The organism is Streptomyces sp. NPDC055254, assembly GCF_053606025.1.
In genome coordinates this window covers 104043-122994 of record NZ_JBSGQV010000002.1, presented here as the reverse complement: position 1 = coordinate 122994, position 18952 = coordinate 104043, and the positions used below count along the sequence as shown (strand labels likewise).

General features: G+C 73.6%; 11 protein-coding genes. 9 read left to right on the top strand and 2 right to left on the bottom strand.

Going from position 1 to position 18952, the window contains the following annotated elements:
* The first annotated feature begins 98 nt into the window (after positions 1 to 98).
* From ACWFQ8_RS02715 to ACWFQ8_RS02705, 3 genes are all read left to right on the top strand, one after another.
* On the top strand, positions 99 to 728 hold the full coding sequence (locus ACWFQ8_RS02715; protein WP_266574431.1) for a sigma-70 family RNA polymerase sigma factor: 630 nt from the start codon (positions 99 to 101) through the stop codon (positions 726 to 728).
* Between the two features lie 129 nt (positions 729 to 857).
* The gene (gene guaB, locus ACWFQ8_RS02710; RefSeq protein WP_453784390.1) at positions 858 to 2363 is read left to right on the top strand and encodes an IMP dehydrogenase; all 1506 of its coding nucleotides are present in this window, start codon (positions 858 to 860) and stop codon (positions 2361 to 2363) included.
* A 174-nt stretch (positions 2364 to 2537) separates the two neighbouring features.
* Positions 2538 to 3662: a GuaB3 family IMP dehydrogenase-related protein gene (locus ACWFQ8_RS02705; protein ID WP_453784389.1), complete on the top strand. Its 1125-nt coding sequence runs from the start codon at positions 2538 to 2540 to the stop codon at positions 3660 to 3662.
* Between the two features lie 251 nt (positions 3663 to 3913).
* On the opposite strand, the gene ACWFQ8_RS02700 is transcribed toward ACWFQ8_RS02705, so the two are convergent.
* Positions 3914 to 5143 carry a nucleotide sugar dehydrogenase gene (locus ACWFQ8_RS02700; RefSeq protein WP_453784388.1) on the bottom strand — a complete coding sequence of 410 codons (1230 nt, stop codon included), beginning with the start codon at positions 5141 to 5143 and terminating at the stop codon, positions 3914 to 3916.
* Positions 5144 to 5401: 258 nt separating this feature from the next.
* Here ACWFQ8_RS02700 and ACWFQ8_RS02695 point away from each other — a divergent pair, with 258 nt between their 5' ends.
* From ACWFQ8_RS02695 to ACWFQ8_RS02670, 6 genes are all read left to right on the top strand, one after another.
* On the top strand, positions 5402 to 7117 hold the full coding sequence (locus tag ACWFQ8_RS02695; protein WP_453784387.1) for a glycerol-3-phosphate dehydrogenase/oxidase: 1716 nt from the start codon (positions 5402 to 5404) through the stop codon (positions 7115 to 7117).
* A 584-nt stretch (positions 7118 to 7701) separates the two neighbouring features.
* Positions 7702 to 10059 carry a serine/threonine-protein kinase gene (locus tag ACWFQ8_RS02690; RefSeq protein WP_453784386.1) on the top strand — a complete coding sequence of 786 codons (2358 nt, stop codon included), beginning with the start codon at positions 7702 to 7704 and terminating at the stop codon, positions 10057 to 10059.
* Positions 10060 to 10140: 81 nt separating this feature from the next.
* Positions 10141 to 12948, top strand: coding sequence for a hypothetical protein (locus ACWFQ8_RS02685; RefSeq protein ID WP_453784385.1), 2808 nt, complete (start codon positions 10141 to 10143; stop codon positions 12946 to 12948).
* 125 nt (positions 12949 to 13073) lie between these two features.
* On the top strand, positions 13074 to 14774 hold the full coding sequence (locus tag ACWFQ8_RS02680) for a serine/threonine-protein kinase (protein WP_453784384.1): 1701 nt from the start codon (positions 13074 to 13076) through the stop codon (positions 14772 to 14774).
* A gap of 103 nt (positions 14775 to 14877) precedes the next feature.
* A complete protein-coding gene (locus ACWFQ8_RS02675; protein WP_453784383.1) occupies positions 14878 to 16509 on the top strand; it encodes a succinic semialdehyde dehydrogenase in 1632 nt (543 codons plus the stop codon).
* 9 nt (positions 16510 to 16518) lie between these two features.
* Complete coding sequence (locus ACWFQ8_RS02670; RefSeq protein ID WP_453784382.1) at positions 16519 to 18336, top strand: GMC oxidoreductase; 1818 nt, start codon at positions 16519 to 16521, stop codon at positions 18334 to 18336.
* A gap of 192 nt (positions 18337 to 18528) precedes the next feature.
* Here ACWFQ8_RS02670 and ACWFQ8_RS02665 read toward each other — a convergent pair whose 3' ends face one another.
* Positions 18529 to 18792: a chorismate mutase gene (locus tag ACWFQ8_RS02665; protein WP_453784381.1), complete on the bottom strand. Its 264-nt coding sequence runs from the start codon at positions 18790 to 18792 to the stop codon at positions 18529 to 18531.
* Positions 18793 to 18952: the final 160 nt, after the last annotated feature.

The following is an 18952-nucleotide window of genomic DNA, read 5'->3' as shown; positions in this document are numbered from 1 at the left end:
CGCAGACGATGAGTTCCGGCGCACCCGCTCATAACGCTTCGATGCACAACAAGGGCCGCGGTGCCGCAGATCCTCCGGCGCCAAGGCACCATGGATCGATGCGCGACGACGAGGCCCTGGGGTCACCCGCGGCCACAGGCCCCACCGGCGCCGCCAAGGGCGGCAGTGCCGGGGCCGTCAGCGCGCTCGTACGCCGTGCGGTGGAGGGTGACGAGCAGGCCACGCACGATCTGCTCGCCTTCGTACACCCGCTCGCCATCCGCTACTGCCGCACCCGGCTCTCGCGGCTTCCCGGTGACGCTCGCCACTTCGTCGAGGACCTGGCGCAGGAGGTCTGCGTCGCGGTCCTGATGGCCCTGCCCCGCTACCGGGACACCGGGCGCCCCTTCGAGGCCTTCGTCTTCGCCATCGCCGCGCACAAGGTCGCGGACCTCCAGCGGGCCGCGATGCGGCATCCGGGCAGCACGGCCGTGCCCTCCGACGAGATGCCGGAGCGGCCGGACGACTCGCTGGGGCCGGAGGAACGGGCGCTGCTCAGCAGCGACGCCGCCTGGGCCAAGAAGCTGCTCGCCAACCTCCCGGAGAACCAGCGCGAGCTGCTCGTGCTGCGGGTGGCCGTCGGGCTGACCGCCGAGGAGACGGGCCAGATGCTCGGCATGTCCCCCGGGGCCGTTCGGGTCGCCCAGCACCGGGCGCTCAGCAGGCTGCGGGCGCTCGCCGAGCAGTGACGCCCGGCGGTCGCGCCGGGCTCGTAGGAAACGACGAAACTTCCTCCGGGCCTTAGTCGTGGAATGAGACGCTGCGGGATCCCGTTAGCATGGACATCCGCGCAGAGCAAGACCATTTGGGAAGGTGTCATGACTGCCAACGCCGACGGAGTGCCCGACAAATTCGCCACCCTCGGGCTGACGTACGACGACGTCCTGCTGCTGCCGGGCTCGTCGAACATGGCGCCGGACGAGATCGACACCTCCTCCCTCATCTCGCGGAACGTGCGCGTCAACGTCCCGCTGCTGTCCGCCGCCATGGACAAGGTCACCGAGGCCCGCATGGCCATCGCGATGGCCCGCCAGGGCGGTGTCGGCGTGCTGCACCGCAACCTCTCCATCGCCGACCAGGCCAACCAGGTCGACCTGGTCAAGCGCTCCGAGTCCGGCATGGTCACCGACCCGATCACGGTGCACCCGGACGCGACGCTGCGCGAGGCCGACCAGCTGTGCGCCAAGTTCCGCATCTCCGGCGTGCCGGTGACGGACCCGGCCGGCAGGCTCCTGGGCATCGTCACCAACCGCGACATGGCCTTCGAGTCGGACCGCAGCCGCCAGGTGCGCGAGGTCATGACCCCGATGCCGCTGGTCACGGGCAAGGTGGGCATCTCCGGCGTGGACGCCATGGAGCTGCTGCGCCGCCACAAGATCGAGAAGCTTCCGCTGGTGGACGAGGCGGGCATCCTCAAGGGCCTCATCACGGTCAAGGACTTCGTCAAGGCCGAGCAGTACCCGAACGCCGCCAAGGACAAGGAAGGCCGGCTGCTCGTCGGCGCGGCCGTCGGCGTGGCCGGTGACGCGTACGACCGCGCGCAGGCCCTGATCGAGGCGGGCGCCGACTTCATCGTCGTCGACACCGCCCACGGCCACTCCCGGCTGGTCGGCGACATGGTCGCCAAGATCAAGTCGAACTCCGGCGTGGACGTCATCGGCGGCAACGTCGCCACCCGCGACGGTGCCCAGGCGCTGATCGACGCCGGCTGCGACGGCATCAAGGTCGGCGTCGGCCCCGGCTCCATCTGTACCACCCGCGTGGTCGCCGGCATCGGCGTCCCGCAGGTCACCGCGATCTACGAGGCCGCCCTCGCGGCCAAGGCGGCGGGCGTCCCCGTCATCGGCGACGGCGGCCTCCAGTACTCCGGCGACATCGCGAAGGCCCTGGTCGCGGGCGCCGACACGGTGATGCTCGGCTCGCTGCTCGCGGGCTGCGAGGAGTCCCCGGGCGAGCTGCTCTTCATCAACGGCAAGCAGTTCAAGTCCTACCGGGGCATGGGCTCGCTCGGCGCGATGCAGTCCCGCGGCGACCAGCGCTCCTTCTCCAAGGACCGCTACTTCCAGGAGGGCGTGGGCGGCGACGACAAGCTCATCCCCGAGGGCATCGAGGGCCAGGTGCCCTACCGGGGCCCGCTCTCCGCGGTCGTGCACCAGCTCGTCGGCGGCCTGCGCCAGTCGATGTTCTACGTCGGCGGCCGCACGGTCCCCGAGCTGCAGGACCGGGGCCGCTTCGTCCGGATCACCTCGGCGGGCCTCAAGGAGAGCCACCCGCACGACATCCAGATGACCGTCGAGGCGCCGAACTACAGCCGCAAGGGCTGACCGTACGGACGTGAGAGGGGGCGGGCCCGGCCGGGCCCGCCCCCTTCGCCGTGGCCCGGCGCCCCGCGCGTACGCCGCCGCGGGGCGGGTACGTCCGTACAGCGGTCACGGGAACGCGGCCGTCCGGCGTTCGGGGATACTGGTCGGGCAGACCCAGAGGAAAGGCCACCACACGTGACTGAGATCGAGATCGGGCGCGGCAAGCGCGGCCGCAGGGCGTACGCGTTCGACGACATCGCCATCGTCCCGAGCCGGCGTACCCGGGACCCGAAGGAGGTCTCGATCGCCTGGCAGATCGACGCGTACCGCTTCGAGCTCCCCTTCCTGGCCGCCCCCATGGACTCGGTCGTCTCCCCGCAGACGGCGATCCGCATCGGCGAGCTCGGCGGCCTCGGCGTGCTGAACCTCGAAGGCCTGTGGACCCGCCACGAGGACCCGCAGCCGCTGCTCGACGAGATCATCGGCCTGGACGAGGAGAGCGCCACCCGCCGTCTCCAGGAGATCTACTCCGCGCCGATCCAGGCGGACCTGATCCGCCGGCGGATCAAGGAGGTGCGCGACTCGGGCGTCGTCACCGCCGCCGCGCTCTCCCCGCAGCGCACCGTGGAGTTCTCCAAGGCCGTCGTCGAAGCGGGCGTGGACATCTTCGTGATCCGCGGCACCACGGTCTCCGCCGAGCACGTGTCGGGAGCCGCCGAGCCGCTGAACCTCAAGCAGTTCATCTACGAGCTCGACGTCCCGGTCATCGTGGGCGGCTGCGCCACCTACACGGCGGCCCTGCACCTGATGCGCACCGGCGCGGCGGGCGTCCTGGTCGGCTTCGGCGGCGGCGCCGCGCACACCACGCGCAACGTGCTCGGCATCCAGGTCCCGATGGCCACCGCCGTCGCGGACGTGGCCGCGGCCCGCCGCGACTACATGGACGAGTCCGGCGGCCGCTACGTGCACGTCATCGCCGACGGCGGCGTGGGCTGGTCGGGTGACATCCCGAAGGCCGTCGCCTGCGGCGCCGACGCCGTGATGATGGGCTCCCCGCTGGCCCGCGCCACCGACGCGCCCGGCCGGGGCAACCACTGGGGCATGGAGGCCGTCCACGAGGACGTGCCGCGCGGCAAGAAGGTCGACCTCGGCACCGTGGGCACCACGGAGGAGATCCTCACCGGTCCCTCGCACAGCCCCGACGGTTCGATGAACATCTTCGGCGCGCTGCGTCGCTCGATGGCCACCACCGGCTACAGCGAGCTCAAGGAGTTCCAGCGGGTCGAGGTCACGGTCGCGGACTCCCAGCACAGCCGCTGACCCGGCTGCCGTACACGACGCCGGAGGGCCGGCACCCCGCTCGGGGTGCCGGCCCTCCGGCGTAGGTCCCGGGCCGCTCAGGCCGCGGTCTTGCGGGCCGTCCGGAAGGCGGCGACGGCGCCGAGCGCGAAGGACTCCGCCATCCTGCCGGCGGCCGGGCCGGGCCGGTCACGAAGCCGACCCCGACGCCGGCGTGGCCGATCTGGTGCTCGGTGACGCCCACGACACCCGTGAGGGGGATTCCCCGGGCCTCAGAGCCGGTGGGCCGCGCCCACCGGGCTGGCGCCCCGGGTGTCCAGGAGCAGCTGGGCCTTCACCGCGAGGCCCTGCAGGTCGTACGTGCGGTGGTGCTGGAGCAGGACGGTCAGGTCGGCGTTGGCGGCGGCCTCGTACAGGGACTCGGCCCGCGGGACCGGCTGGTCCCGTACGCGCCAGCCCGTGATGTACGGGTCGTGGTAGCTGATGAGCGCGCCCAGGTCGAGGAGCCGGCTGGCGATCTCGCGGGCCGGGGAGCCCTCCTGGTCGGCGAGGTCGGGCTTGTACGTGACGCCGAGCAGCAGGACGCGGGCCCCGCGGGCGGACTTGCCGTGCTCGTTCAGCAGGGTGGCGGACCGCTGGATGACGTACTGCGGCATCCGGTTGTTGATCTCCTGGGCCAGGCCGACCATGCGCAGGGGGTGGCCCGGAGTGCGGGTGGTGTGGGGGAGGTAGTTGGGGTCCAGGGGGACCCCGTGACCGCCGACGCCGGGACCGGGGCGGAAGGCCTGGAACCCGTAGGGCTTGGTCTCGGCGCAGCGGATGACGTCCCACAGGTCGACGCCGAGGTCGTGGCAGAGCACCGCCATCTCGTTCATGAGGGCGATGTTCACGTGCCGGTAGTTGGTCTCCAGGAGCTGGACGGTCTCGGCTTCGCGCAGGCCGCGGGCGCGGACCACCTTCTCGGTGAGGCGGGCGTAGAAGGCGTGCGCGGACTCGGTGCAGGCGGGGGTGAGACCGCCGATCACCTTCGGGGTGTTGGAGATGCCGTGAGTCCGGTTGCCCGGGTCGAGCCGGCTGGGGGAGTAGGCCAAGTGGAAGTCCCGGCCCGCCCGCAGCCCGGAGCCGGCTTCGAGGATCGGGCGGAGGTAGTCCTCGGTGACGCCCGGGTGGACGGCGGATTCGAGGATCACGGTGGTGTGCGCGCGCAGCCGGGCGGCGAGCGCGTGACCCGCCTCGCCGACGGCGGAGAGATCCAGCGCGCGGTCGGCGCCGAGCTGGGTGGGTGCGCAGATGACGGCGGTGCGGACCCGGCCGAGCTCGGCGGGGTTGGTGGTGACCCGGAAGCCGGCCGCCGACATGCGGCGGACCTCGGCGGCGGTGAGGGTGGAGTCCGTGACCGGACCGCTGTCGTAGCCGACCGTCTCGATTCCGGCGGCCACGGCCGCTTGGGCGAGGGGGAGGCCGAGATGGCCGAGTCCGATGACGGCCAGATCTGCGGGCATGGGGGTGCCGTCCCTTCCCTGACGTGAGGGGGCTGCGGTCGCAAGCCCTGTGGACACGTGGAGCCCACACGGGGAGCTGGCGCAATGTCAGACTAGGCGTATATATGACAGATATGTCGCATTCTGAGGCGATCACCGCCGTTGTGTTGTCCACAGGCGGTGGCTGATGCGGGTGCGGCCGGTCAGAATCATGGGGCGGGGATGTGAGCGGGATCACCCGCACGACGCGGGGAGCACCCGCACCAACGGGAGGCAGCCGTGAGGACAGCGACACTGGGACCGGCGCAGCGCGCCGAGGCGCTCGCCCATATGGCCGAGCGGGAACTGGACGTGCTCGTCGTGGGCGCGGGAGTGGTCGGCGCCGGAACCGCGCTCGACGCCGTGACCAGAGGCCTCTCGACGGGCCTGGTGGAGGCGCGGGACTGGGCGTCGGGCACCTCCAGCCGCTCCAGCAAGCTGATCCACGGCGGCCTGCGGTACCTGGAGATGCTCGACTTCGCGCTCGTACGGGAGGCGCTCAAGGAGCGCGGCCTGCTGCTGGAGCGCCTCGCCCCGCACCTGGTGAAGCCGGTGCCCTTCCTGTACCCCCTCCAGCACAAGGGCTGGGAGCGCCTGTACGCGGGATCGGGCGTCGCGCTCTACGACGCGATGTCCGTCTCCAGCGGGCACGGCCGCGGGCTGCCGGTGCACCGGCACCTGTCGCGGGCGCGCGCCCTGCGCGTGGCGCCGGCCCTGCGCAAGGACGCCCTGGTCGGGGCCCTGCAGTACTACGACGCCCAGATGGACGACGCGCGGTACGTCGCCACGCTGGTGCGCACGGCCGCGGCGTACGGGGCGCACTGCGCCAACCGGGCGAGGGTGATCGGCTTCCTGCGCGAGGGCGAACGGGTGGTCGGCGCGCGGGTGCGCGATGTGGACGGGGGACGGGCGGCCGGGGAGTACGAGATCCGCGCGAAGCAGATCGTGAACGCGACGGGGGTGTGGACGGACGACACCCAGGCCCTGATCGGGGAGCGCGGCCAGTTCCACGTGCGGGCGTCGAAGGGCATCCACCTGGTCGTGCCGAAGGACCGGATCCATTCGAGCACCGGGCTGATCCTGCGGACGGAGAAGTCGGTGCTCTTCGTCATCCCGTGGGGCCGGCACTGGATCGTGGGGACCACGGACACCGACTGGGACCTGGACAAGGCGCACCCGGCGGCGTCGAGCGCCGACATCGACTACCTCCTGGAGCACGTGAACTCGGTACTGGCCGTCCCGTTGACGCGCGACGACGTGCAGGGCGTGTACGCGGGCCTGCGGCCGCTGCTGGCCGGGGAGTCGGACGCGACGAGCAAGTTGTCGCGGGAACACACGGTGGCGCACCCGGTGCCGGGGCTGGTGGTGGTCGCCGGCGGCAAGTACACGACGTACCGGGTCATGGCGAAGGACGCGGTCGACGAGGCGGTGCACGGGCTGGACCAGCGGGTGGCGGAGTGCGTGACGGAGGACGTGCCGCTGGTGGGCGCGGAGGGGTACCGGGCCCTGTGGAACGGGCGCGCCGGGATCGCCGCCCGGACGGGTCTTCACGTGGTGCGGGTGGAACACCTGTTGAACCGCTTCGGGTCGCTGACGGAGGAACTGCTCGATCTGATCGCCGCCGATCCCGGGCTGGCCGAGCCGGTGTCCGGGGCGGACGACTACCTGCGCGCGGAGATCGTCTACGCCGCCTCGCACGAGGGCGCCCGGCACCTGGACGACGTCCTGACGCGGCGGACGAGGATCTCGATCGAGACCTTCGACCGGGGGACGCGGTCCGCGCGGGAGTGCGCGGAGTTGATGGCACCGGTGCTGGGGTGGGACGAGCAGCAGATCGAGAAGGAAGTGGAGCACTACGAGAAGCGGGTCGAGGCGGAACGGGAGTCGCAGCGCCAGCCGGACGACCAGACGGCGGACGCGGCGCGGCTGGGGGCTCCGGACATCGCTCCGTTGTAACTCCGGGATGCGAAAGGCGGAACCGCGGACCCCGGGCGCCCGTCCGTTGCGGAGTGAGGAACAATGATGGTTCTGCCGGGGCGGGTTACCGCGGGGCCCGGCCGCTGCCGGGGCTGCGGGAGCAGGCGGCACGATCGCAGAGGGGACGCATGTCGAAGCCGGAGCACACCGAGTCGCCTGCCGGGACGCCTGGCGGCTCGCCTGCCGGGTCGCCTGCGGCGAAGCCCGCGGGGTCCGAGGCCGAGGGCACGAAGGATGCCGGGTCGCCTGCGGCGAAGCCCGGACCTGCGAGGCCGCTGCCGTCCCGGCCCGCGTCCGCGCCCGAACCGGCCGACGCGGAGCGCGGCGCCGCGAAGGCCGCGCCCGCGGAGCCTGCGGACGCGCCCGCCGTTGACGCGCCCCCTGCGGAGGCCACCTCCGCCGGTGCGCCCCCTGCTGACGCGGGCTCCGCTGACGCGGGCTCCGCTGACGCGGGCTCCGCTGACGCTGCGGAGGCCGTGTCTGCTGCCGCGCCCGCTGACGTGAAGTCGGGTGGGGCTGCGAAGCCGGTGGCCGCGAAACGCAAGCCCCTTCGGCGAGCAGCGGTGAAGGCCGCGCCGACGGCCGGACCCGAGGACGCGAAGCCTGCGGCCGGCAAGCCGAAGCTGACCAAGGCCGTTGCCGAGGACGCCGAGAACGAGGACGTGCAGCCGGGTACCCCGGCCGTCGACGCGCAGGCGGGTACGGGCAAGGGTGCTGCCGTGGCGGAGTCGGAGGACGCGAAGCCCGCGCCGGCCAAGGCCGTACCCGCGCCTGCTGGGGCCGTGCCTGACAAGGCTGCGCCTGCTGGGGCCGTGTCCGACAAGGCTGCGCCCGCCGGGGCTGCGCCTGCGACGGTCCTGCCCGACAAGGCGTCGGCCAAGGTTGCGTCCGGCGAGGGTGGGGCCGGCGAGGGGCGTTCGGGTAGGGCGAAGGGGAAGGCGGGGGCCGGCAAGGCCGGGGCTGCGGACGAGGGGCGGTTGCTCGCGGGGCGGTACCGGCTGGGCGAGGTGCTCGGCAAGGGCGGTATGGGTACCGTCTGGCGGGCCCAGGACGAGACCCTGGGTCGGACCGTCGCCGTCAAGGAGCTCCGCTTCGGCAACGGTGTCGACGAGGACGAGAAGCGCCGCCTCATCACCCGCACGCTCCGCGAGGCCAAGGCCATCGCCCGGATCCGCAGCGGCGGAGCGGTCACCGTCTACGACGTCGTCGACGAGGACGGCCGGCCGTGGATCGTCATGGAGCTCATCGAGGGCCCCTCCCTGGCCGAGTTCATCCGGGACAACGGCCCCCTCACCCCCCACCGCGCGGCCGAGGTCGGCCTCGCGGTGCTCGACGTGCTGCGCGCCGCGCACGGCCAGGGCATCCTGCACCGTGACGTGAAGCCCTCCAACGTGCTCATCGCCGGCAACGGCCGCGTCGTCCTCACCGACTTCGGTATCGCGCAGGTAGAGGGCGACCCCTCCGTCACCTCCACCGGCATGCTCGTCGGTGCCCCCTCCTACATCTCCCCCGAGCGCGCCCGCGGCTACAAGCCCGGCCCGCCCGCGGACATGTGGTCGCTCGGTGGTCTGCTGTACGCGTCGGTCGAGGGCGTGCCCCCGTACGACAAGGGTTCCGCGCTCGCCACCCTCACCGCGGTGATGACCGAGCCGGTCGACCCGCCCAAGAACGCCGGCCCGCTGACCGAGGTCATCTACGGCCTGCTCGCCAAGGATCCCGCCCACCGCCTCGACGACGTACGCGCCCGGGCGATGCTCGCGGCCGTCGTCGGAGCCCCCGAGCCCGTCGCGGCCCCCGTACCGGCCCCGGCAGCCGAGGAGACCCGGCAGATCTCGCTGTCGCAGGCCAAGGAGGCGGCCGAGAGGGCGACGGCCGAGAAGGCCGCCGAGAAGGCGGCGAAGAAGGAGCGCGAACGCCGCGAGCGCGAGCAGCGCGAACGGGCCCGAGCCGCGCTGAAGTCGGCCCGCAAGGCGGCCGCCGCGGCGGTGGCGACGGCCGCGGCGGCGACGGCCGCCACCGCCGCGGAGGCCCCGTCGCCCAAGCGCGTGCCGGTGGTGGCGCCGCTCACCGACGTCCTGCCGCGCCGCACCATCGCGCTCGCGATAGCCGCCCTCGTCGTCGTGCTGGCGGCGGTCGGCTCACTGGTCGTCTACGCCTTCAGCGGCGACGGCAAGGACGGCCGCAAGGACGAGGGCAAGGGCGGCGGAGCCACCCCCACCGCCTCCGGCAACCCCTCTCCGGGCGGCTCCCCGCAGAACACCCCCAAGCCCGGAGAGCCGGGAGCCGGCGCCAACGGCAGCGGCGGGGCCAACGGCTCGACCGACGGCGCCGGCAACTCCGCCGGTCAGCAGGACCAGGGACAGCAGACAGCCGGTACCGCCCAGGGCCAGGGGCAGGACCAGGGGCAGGGCCAGGGCCAGGCCCAGGGCCAGGGCGCCGCCCCCGGGACCCCGGGCGGCGCGCTCCCGTCGGGGTACATACAGATAACGGACCTCGGCTTCCGCTTCTCGATGGCGATGCCCGAGGGCTTCCGCCACACGGGCACGGCGGGCACGAACTCCGGCGCCATATACAGCCGTGACGGCGGGTTCCCCAGGATCCAGGTCGACTTCAGCCCGACTCCGGGCGACGACGCCCGCCGCGCGTGGGAGGAGTTGGCCCCCGCGGTGCGGGGCAGCAGCACGGGGTACAAGCTGATCGGGATCAACCCCACCAGCTACAACAACTACCCGACCGTCGCGGACTGGGAGTTCGAGCGGGAGCAGAAGGGCGTCAAGGTCCGCGTGCTCAACCGGGGCTTCAAGGTGGATGCGAACCGCGGCTACGCCATCATGATCAGCTGCGCCGCCGACCAGTGGGACGGCCCCGAGTGCACCCAGATGCGCAACACGGCCTTCCAGACCTTCCAGCCGCTGGGCTGACCTCCGGACGCGGGAGCCCCCGGCGACGTATCGTGGCTGCCGGGGCCGCGGGGGACCCCACCGCACCCCGGGGGAGGCGATGTGGAGGACTACGCGGGCCGGATCCTGGCCCACCGCTACCGTCTGCCGCTGCCGCCGTCGGACGAGCACGAGCTCGTCGAGACCCGGGCCTTCGACACGCGCAGCGGGCAGGAAGTCCTGGTGCGCCAGGTGCCGTTGCCGGAAGTGGTGGACGCCGAGCTGCTGGACGGCCACCGGGCCCCGGCGGCCGGGCGGCGTTCCCCGGCGGACCTGCCGGCCGTGCGGCGCGCGATCGACGCGGCGCAGGCGGCGGCCGCGATCCCGGACCACCCCCGACTGGACCAGGTCTTCGACGTGTTCGCCGAGGGCGGCTCGTTGTGGATCGTGAGCGAGCTGGTGCCGGCCCGACCGCTGGCGGCGCTGATCGCCGACGAGCCGATGAGCCCGTACCGGGCGGCGGAGGTCGCGGCGGACGTCCTGACGGCGCTCAGGGTGCTGCACGCGCACGGCTGGACCCACCGGAACATCACCGTCCGCACGGTGTTGGTCTGCGACGACGGCCGGGTGATGCTGACGGGCCTGGCGGCCGGCGCGGCGGAGGACGCCCTGTGCGGGTACGACCCCGTACCGGGGGCGGCGCTCGGCTCCGGCGGGGGCGGCGGGTGGGGTGACGACGGTCCCGTGCCGGGGGCGGCGCGGCGGCCCGGAACGGAGCTCGCCGTGCGACCGGACGAGGCCGAGTACGGGTACGGGAGCGATTCCGGGTCCCGGTCCCAGCCGCAGCAATGGGCCCAGGGCCGGCCCCGGACCGGACCCCACACCTCACCCGAGGCGGGGCCCCCGGCCGGTGCCGGACCCCGGGGCCAGGAAGTCCGTACCGGGCCCGGACAGGAGCACCCCGAGGCGACGGAGCCGCCCGCATACGCACCGCTGGTGGCTCCCGGGTACGACACCGGGCCCCGCTACCGGGACCACATCACGCCCGACCACCCCCGGGAGAGCCCCGAGGACCGGCCCGACCTCAAGGCCGCGGCGCGGGCCGGAGCCGTCGCCGCGTACCGGGCGGGGACCAGGGCCGCCGCGGCCCGGGTCACCGAGCAGCGCAGGACCGGGAGCGACCCCGGGCCGGAGCCGCGGCCCGAGGGGTCGAACCTCCCGCAGGGGTACTCGTACCCGTACGGCGGCCCGGACAGCGGGGGCGCCGCCCGGCACGGCGCCGCCCCGCGCCCCGACGCGCTCGCACCGGTCCGGCCGCAGCCGGAGTCCGGCTTCCCGGCACACGACGCGGGGGAGCCGCCCGCCGCACCCGCGCAGCCCGAGCCGGCGACCGGACTGCCCGCGCAACTCGCCCTGCCGCAGGGCTACCAGCAGGCCGAACCTCCGGCCGACCGCCCTCGGCCCGCGCCCCCGGACCCGGCGACCCCGTGGCAGGGCGCCCCGGACGCGCCCCGACGTCCGGCCGCGGCGCTCGACCACGCGCGGCCCCGCCCGCACCTACCGCTCGCCGACGCGACGCCCGGCCCCGGCGACGGCCGAGGCCCGTGGGAACCGCGACCCGGCTCCGACCCCGGCGCCCACGCCACCGGTACGGTCCCCGGCGCGGGCCGGGAGCAGTCGTCGTCCCCGGCCGGGCCCGCCGGGGACGGTCGGGGCGGTCCGCGGACCGGGCTCGACGCCGAGCGGGCGCGGCAGACGCGGATGGCGGTGGTCGGGGCGGTCACCGAGCGGTGGGCGCCCGAGCAGGCCGCCGGTCCCGTCCACGGGCACTGGCAGCTGGCGCCCCCCGTCGGGCCCGCCACCGACCTGTGGGCGCTCGGCGCCCTGCTGTACCGGGCCGTCCAGGGGCATGCCCCGTACCCCGAGGACAGCGTCGCCGAGCTCGTCGAGCTGGTCTGCGCCGAGCCCCCCGCCTTCGCGGAGGAGTGCGGAGCGCTCCGTCCGGTCGTGGAGTCGCTGCTGCGCCAGGACCCCACCGAGCGACCCGACTTCGAGGAGCTCCGCGGCTGGCTCCGCTCGCTCGTGCGGTCCGCCCCCGAGCCGGACGCCGGCTTCGCCCTGCTCCCGCCGGTGGAACCCGATCCCGCCCGGCTGCCCGTCGTACGCCGGCGCGGCGACCTGCACGGACGCCACCGCAACCCCTCGCCCTCCCGCAAGCCCCGCGCGCCCCGCGCCCTGGGCCGGATGCTGCTGGTCGCCATCCTGGTCCTGCTGGCGGGGGCGGTGGCGTACGCGATGTTGTTCATGCCGCGCTCCGGCGCGCCCGCGCGGCCCGGCGGCGCTGCCGGCACGCCGACGCGGCAGGCCCCCTCCCAAGAACCCTCCCGGACCCCCGCCGGCACGCCCGAGTCCAAGCCGGCGCCGCAGAGCACCCTCACCACGCCGGCCCCCGGGCCCAGTTCCCCGCCGGCCGCCCCCGCCCCCGAGGGGTACACCACGCAGCAGGACCCGGAGCACTTCGAGATCGCCGTTCCTTACGGCTGGGAGCGCCGCGGCATCAACGAGTCCGGCCAGGTGCGCTACACCGACGGGCAGTTCGTGCTGACCGTCGTTCCCGGGCGGGACAAGGTCGAGGGCAATCCGGACCCGGCGGCCTACCAGAAGGACAAGGAGCCGGAACTCACCCCGTACCGGACATCGACCTGGTCCACCGTCAGCGAGGTCAAGAGCACGAAGGTCGGCCAGCAACTGCGTGCCACCGGCAAGTACACGTGGATCGACGGCACCGGTCGCAACGTCGTCGCCCGCAACTTCGTCGTGGCCCTCGGCGGCAGCTACCACGTCGTGGTCGTGACGGGCCCGCAGGACGACGAGGGCAAGGTCACCGAGGTCTTCGAAAAGGCCACGGCGAGTTACCGTGCGGGGGGCTGAGTGCCCGCTGACGCCATATCAGTACGGCGATTGCGTCACAGTGCTGCCATTCGGTGCCCGTGCGGTTCCGGCAGCGCCCGCAGGATCCGTAATCTGGCCTGAAGTGCGGAGAGCGGCGGGGTGGAGTGGAACAGCAGACAGGTGGGGGTGCCGTCCTGGCGGGCCGGTACCGGCTCGTCGAGCCCATCGGCCGCGGCGGCATGGGCAAGGTGTGGCGCGCGCACGACGAGATCCTCCACAGGACGGTGGCCGTCAAGGAACTGACGGCGGGTCTGTACGTCTCCCAGGCCGATCGGGACGTCATGCACGCCCGGACCCAGAAGGAGGCCCGGGCGGCGGCCCGGATCCAGCACCCCGCGGTCGTCACGGTCCACGACGTGCTGGAGCACGACGACCGGCCGTGGATCGTCATGGAGTACATCGACGGTCCCTCGCTCGCCGAGGCCGCCAAGGCGGCCGGGCGGATCGAGCCGCGCGAGGCGGCCCGGATCGGGTTGCACGTGCTGGGCGCCCTGCGGGCCGCGCACGCGGTCGGCGTGCTGCACCGGGACGTGAAGCCGGGCAACGTCCTGCTCGCCAAGGACGGGCGGGTGCTGCTCACGGACTTCGGCATCGCCGCGATCGAGGGCGACTCCTCCATCACCCGCACAGGTGAGATCGTCGGTTCCATCGACTACCTGGCCCCGGAGCGGGTGACCGGCGGCGTGCCCGACCCGGCTTCGGACCTGTGGTCGCTGGGCGCCACCCTGTACACGGCGGTGGAGGCCCGTTCGCCGTTCCGCCGCACGTCGCCCATCTCCAGCCTGCAGGCCGTGGTGAACGACGAGATGCCGGCGTTGCGCCAGTCCGGCGCCCTGGGGCCGGTCATCACGGCCCTGCTGCGCAAGGCTCCGATGGAGCGCCCCTCGGCCGCGGAGGCCGAGCGGATGCTGCTGGAGGCCATGGAGGGGCGGGAGCCGAAGGCGGCGCAGGCGTACGTACCGACGCGCGCGGTGACCCCGGCGGAACTGGCGACGGCGCAGGACCCGTCCGAGCCGCCCGCCGCCGCTCCCGCCGGCGCGGCGCCGGCCGCGGCCCCCGCCGGGTCCGGCGCCACCGCGGCACCCACCGGGCGCGCGGAACTCGGCGGCACGGCCGCGCTCCCCGAGCAGCCGGGGCCCGCGACCGCGTCCGTACCCGCGCACCCGGCCGCCGGCCGGGTCAAGCGCGCCGCGGCCGTCGCCCTGGTGGCGGCGCTGATCGGCGGCGGCGGTGTGTTCGGGGTGCTCAGGTACATCGGAGAGACGGACAAGGGCGGCAGTTCCGACAAGACGGTGTCCACGCCCGACCGGCAGTCGGACGAGGGCGGGAAGTCCGCGCAGGCCGGGCCTCCGGCCGGCTGGGCCGAGGTCACCGACAAGGAGGGGTTCACCCTCTTCGTGCCCGAGGGCTGGCGCCGGGAGGTGAACGGGGACCAGATCGACTACACCCCGGACCACGGCGATCACTTCATCCGGATCGCCATCGACAAGACCCCGGACTACGAGAATCCGCTTGTGCACCTGCTGGACCTGGAGAAGCAGGTGCGCAAGCGGGCGGAGTACAAGCGGCAGCGGCTGAACCAGAACACCTTCCGGGACAGCACCCGGGCCGCGCTGTGGGACTTCACCTGGACCGAGAAGGGGACGCTCGCCGGGCCCCGGCGGGCCATCGAGCAGATGTACGTCGCCCCGGACGGCACCGAGTACGCGGTGTACATGTCGAGCCCCGCCGCCGATTGGGACAGGACGCGGCAGCAGTTCGACATCGTGCTCAGCGGCTGGCAGCCGGCCGGCGCGGCGGGCTGATCCGGCCGTTCCGGCCGATCCTGCCAGCGATCACTGGCGGAAATGGCAAAATCGGGTTACCGACGGGTACCCAAAGGCTTCCGGGCGCAATACGCTCACCGCCATGACGGACTCGCAGGCCACCGCCGCCCCCCTCCGCACCGCACCGGAGCCCACCAACCCGGTCGCACCGGCCCCGGCCGGTGCGCGCACCGCCGCCGACGTGGTGACCCCCGCCCTGGTCGCCCGGCTGACCCGCGGCGTGATCGGCTCCGGACGCACCGCCAACCACACCCCCTTCACCGGGGACCGGCTGGCGGAGCTGCCGGAGGCCACCCCCGAGGACGTCGCCGAGGCCTTCGACCGGGCCCGCGCCGCACAGCCCGCCTGGGCCGCCGTACCGGTGCGCGGGCGGGCCGCCGTACTGCTCCGCTTCCACGACCTGGTACTCGCCCGGCAGTCCGAGGTCCTCGACCTCATCCAGCTGGAGACCGGCAAGGCCCGCCTGCACGCCCACGAGGAGGTCCAGGCGGTCGCCGTCGCCGCCCGCCACTACGGCCGCAAGGCCCCCTCGTACCTGCGGCCCAAGGGCCACCCGGGCGCCATGCCGACGCTCACCAAGGTGACCGAGCTGCGCCAACCGCGCGGGGTGGTCGGGCAGATAGCCCCCTGGAACTACCCGCTGGAACTGTCCGTCGGTGACGCCCTGCCGGCCTTCGTCGCGGGCAACGCGGTGGTCATGAAGCCCGACACCGAGACCGCGTTGACCGCCCTGTGGGCCCGTGACCTGCTGATCGAGGCCGGTCTGCCCGCCGAGGTCTTCCAGATCGTCCTCGGCGAGGGCCCCGTCGTCGGCCCCGAGGTGGTCCGGCACGCGGACTACGTCTCCTTCACCGGCTCCACCCGCACCGGCCGCGAGGTGGCCCGCGGCGCGGCCGACCGCCTCGTCGGGGTCTCCCTCGAACTCGGCGGCAAGAACGCCATGCTGGTCCTGCACGACGCCGACATCGAGAAGGCCGCGGCGGGAGCCGTCCGCGCCTGCTTCTCCTCCGCCGGGCAGCTGTGCATCTCCATCGAGCGGCTCTACGTCCACGCCTCGATCGCCGACGCCTTCGTGGAGCGGTTCGCCGCCCGCACCAGGGCCATGCGCCTCGGCAACTCCCTCGCCTACGGGGCCGACATGGGCTCGCTGGTCGGCGAGCGCCAACTGGAGACCGTGCAGCGGCACGTCGACGAGGCCGTCGCCAAGGGCGCGACCCTGGTCGCCGGCGGCACCGCCCGCCCCGACATCGGCCCGCTGTTCTACGAGCCCACCATCCTCGACGGCGTCGAGTCCCCGATGGCCGTGTGCGGCGAGGAGACCTTCGGCCCGGTCGTCTCCATCTACCGCTTCACCGACGAGGACCAGGCCGTCGCGGACGCCAACGCGACCGCCTACGGGCTCAACTCCAGCGTCTGGACCAAGGACGCGCGCCGGGGCCACGCCGTCGCCGCCCGCCTGCGCACCGGCACCGTGAACATCAACGAGGGCTACGCCCCCGCCTACGGCAGCGCCCAGGCGCCCATGGGCGGCATGAAGGACTCCGGCCTCGGCCGCCGCCACGGCTCCGAGGGCATCCTCAAGTACACCGAGGCCCAGACCATCGCCCACCAGCGCCTGCTCCCGATGGCGCCCTCGCTGGGCATGGACGACGAGAAGTACGCGGCGTTCATGACCCGGAGCCTCAAGGTCATGAAGGCCCTCCGACTGCGCTAAGGGGTACCTGTGTCGTACGAGCACCACAGCGAGAGCGACAGCGACGACGACGGCACCCCGTACGACTACGACGTCGTCGTCGTCGGCTCCGGCTTCGGGGGGTCGGTCGCGGCGCTGCGCCTCACGGAGAAGGGCTACCGGGTCGGCGTCCTGGAGGCAGGGCGCCGCTTCACCCGTGAGAGCCTGCCCAAGAGCAGCTGGGACCTGCGCAACTACCTGTGGGCCCCGGCCCTCGGCCTGTACGGGCTCCAGCGGATCCACCTGCTGGGCAACGTGATGGTGCTCGCGGGCGCCGGCGTGGGCGGCGGCTCGCTCAACTACGCCAATACCCTGTACGTGCCGCCGGCGGCCTTCTTCGAGGACCGGCAGTGGGCGTCCATCACCGATTGGCGCGGAGAACTGGCCCCCTACTACGAGCAGGCCAAGCGGATGCTCGGGGTGCGCCTCAACCCGACCCTGACCCCCTCCGACGTCCACCTCAAGGCGGCCGCCGCGCGGATGGGCGCGGCGGACTCCTTCCACATGGCCCCGGTCGGCGTCTTCTTCGGCGACGGGGAAGACGCCGAGGGCGGGCGGCGGGTCCGGCCGGGGGACGAGGTCCCCGACCCCTACTTCGGCGGGGCCGGCCCCGCCCGCAGGGCCTGCACCGAGTGCGGCGAGTGCATGACCGGCTGCCGCCACGGAGCGAAGAACACCCTCGGCGAGAACTACCTGTACCTGGCCGAGCGGGCCGGCGCCGTCATCCACCCGATGACCACGGTCACGGCACTGTCCGAGCACCCGGACGGCGGCCACCGCGTCCGTACCGTCCCCACCGACGGCCGCCGCAAGGGCCGGGCCAAGGTGCTGCGCGCCCGGTACGTGGTCGTCGCGGCGGGCACGTACGGCACGCAGACCCTGCTGCACACCATGAAGGACCGGGGCGAGCTGCCGCGGCTCTCGGAGCGGCTCGGCGAGCTGACCCGGACCAACTCCGAGGGCCTGGTCGGCGCGCAGACCGACGACCGCCGCTACCGCGAGCGGCACGGGGGCCAGGGGCGGACCGACTTCACGCGGGGCGTGGCGATCACCTCGTCCGTGCACCCCAACGCCGACACCCACATCGAGCCGGTCCGGTACGGCAAGGGCTCCAACGCCATGGGGTTCCTGACCGTCCTCCAGGTGCCGTACGGCCCGCACCGGGTGCGTGCCTGGCTGGCCAGGACCGTCCGCCACCCGCTCCAGCTGGCCCGCTCGCTGTCCAACCGGCGCTGGTCGGAGCGGACCATCATCGGCCTGGTCATGCAGTCGCTGGACAACTCCCTGACGACCTACCGCAAACCCGGCGGGATCGGGAAGGGCCTGCTCACCGCCCGGCAGGGGCACGGCGCCCCCAACCCGGTGCAGATCGCCGAGGCCACACAGGCGGCGACCCTGCTGGCGGAGGAGATCAACGGCTTCGCGGGCAGCAACATCGGCGAGCTGATGGGCACCCCGCTGACCGCTCACTTCCTCGGCGGCTGCCCGATCGGCGCCTCGCCGCAGGAGGGCGTGGTGGACCCCTACCACCGGCTGTACGGGCACCCGGGCATCTCGGTGGTGGACGGCTCGGCGATCTCCGCCAACCTCGGGGTCAACCCGTCGCTGACGATCACGGCGCAGGCGGAGCGGGCGATGTCGTACTGGCCGAACAAGGGCGAGCGGGACCCGCGCCCGCGACAGGGCGCGGCCTACGTCCGTCTCGCCGCCGTCGAACCGGTCGCCCCGGCGGTCCCGAAGGAGGCCTTCGGCGCCCTGCGGCTGCCGTTCCTCGGTGTCCCGGAGGTCCCGCCGAAGCGGGACCTCTGAGACCTCGCGCCTCGCTGCGGACGGCCGGGCGGGTACCGCGCTCCCCCTCCGAGCGCGGTACCGGCCGCGGTACATGAGTGACAGGCGGTCCGCACGGATGGTTGTACCGGAACGCGCGCCGCCGGGCTGTGGCCTCCGTCACGCAGTGAAGCGCCCGACCGCGTCCCGCGCCCGACGGCCGCGGGCCCGCTCTCAGACGCGGCCCCGGCACAGCTCCAGCAGGGTCATCGCGAGCGTGGTGCCGGGCTTTCCGAGAGCGTCGCTCCAATGCGAGAGCACCTCCATCTCGCGCGAGAGGTGCACCCGGCGGCCGCCGGTGGAGATGCGGACGTCCTGGATGACCGTCGAGACGGCCATCCGCTCCTGGATCAGACCGATGATCCGGTCGTCGAGGGCGTCGATCCGCTCGCGGGAGTCGGCGATCAGCTGCTCGGGGGTGGTGGCGGTCGTGGTCATGGTCGGTCTCCTGTCGGGTGGGGCCCGCAGGTCCGGAAAACGCGGAGCGCCCCGGTCCTGTCGGACCGGGGCGCTCTGGGAAGTCAGCGGCTCAAGCGAGCATCACGATGACCCATGGCGACCGGACCGGCCGGTGCCATAGGTAAAGAGGAAGCTCAGC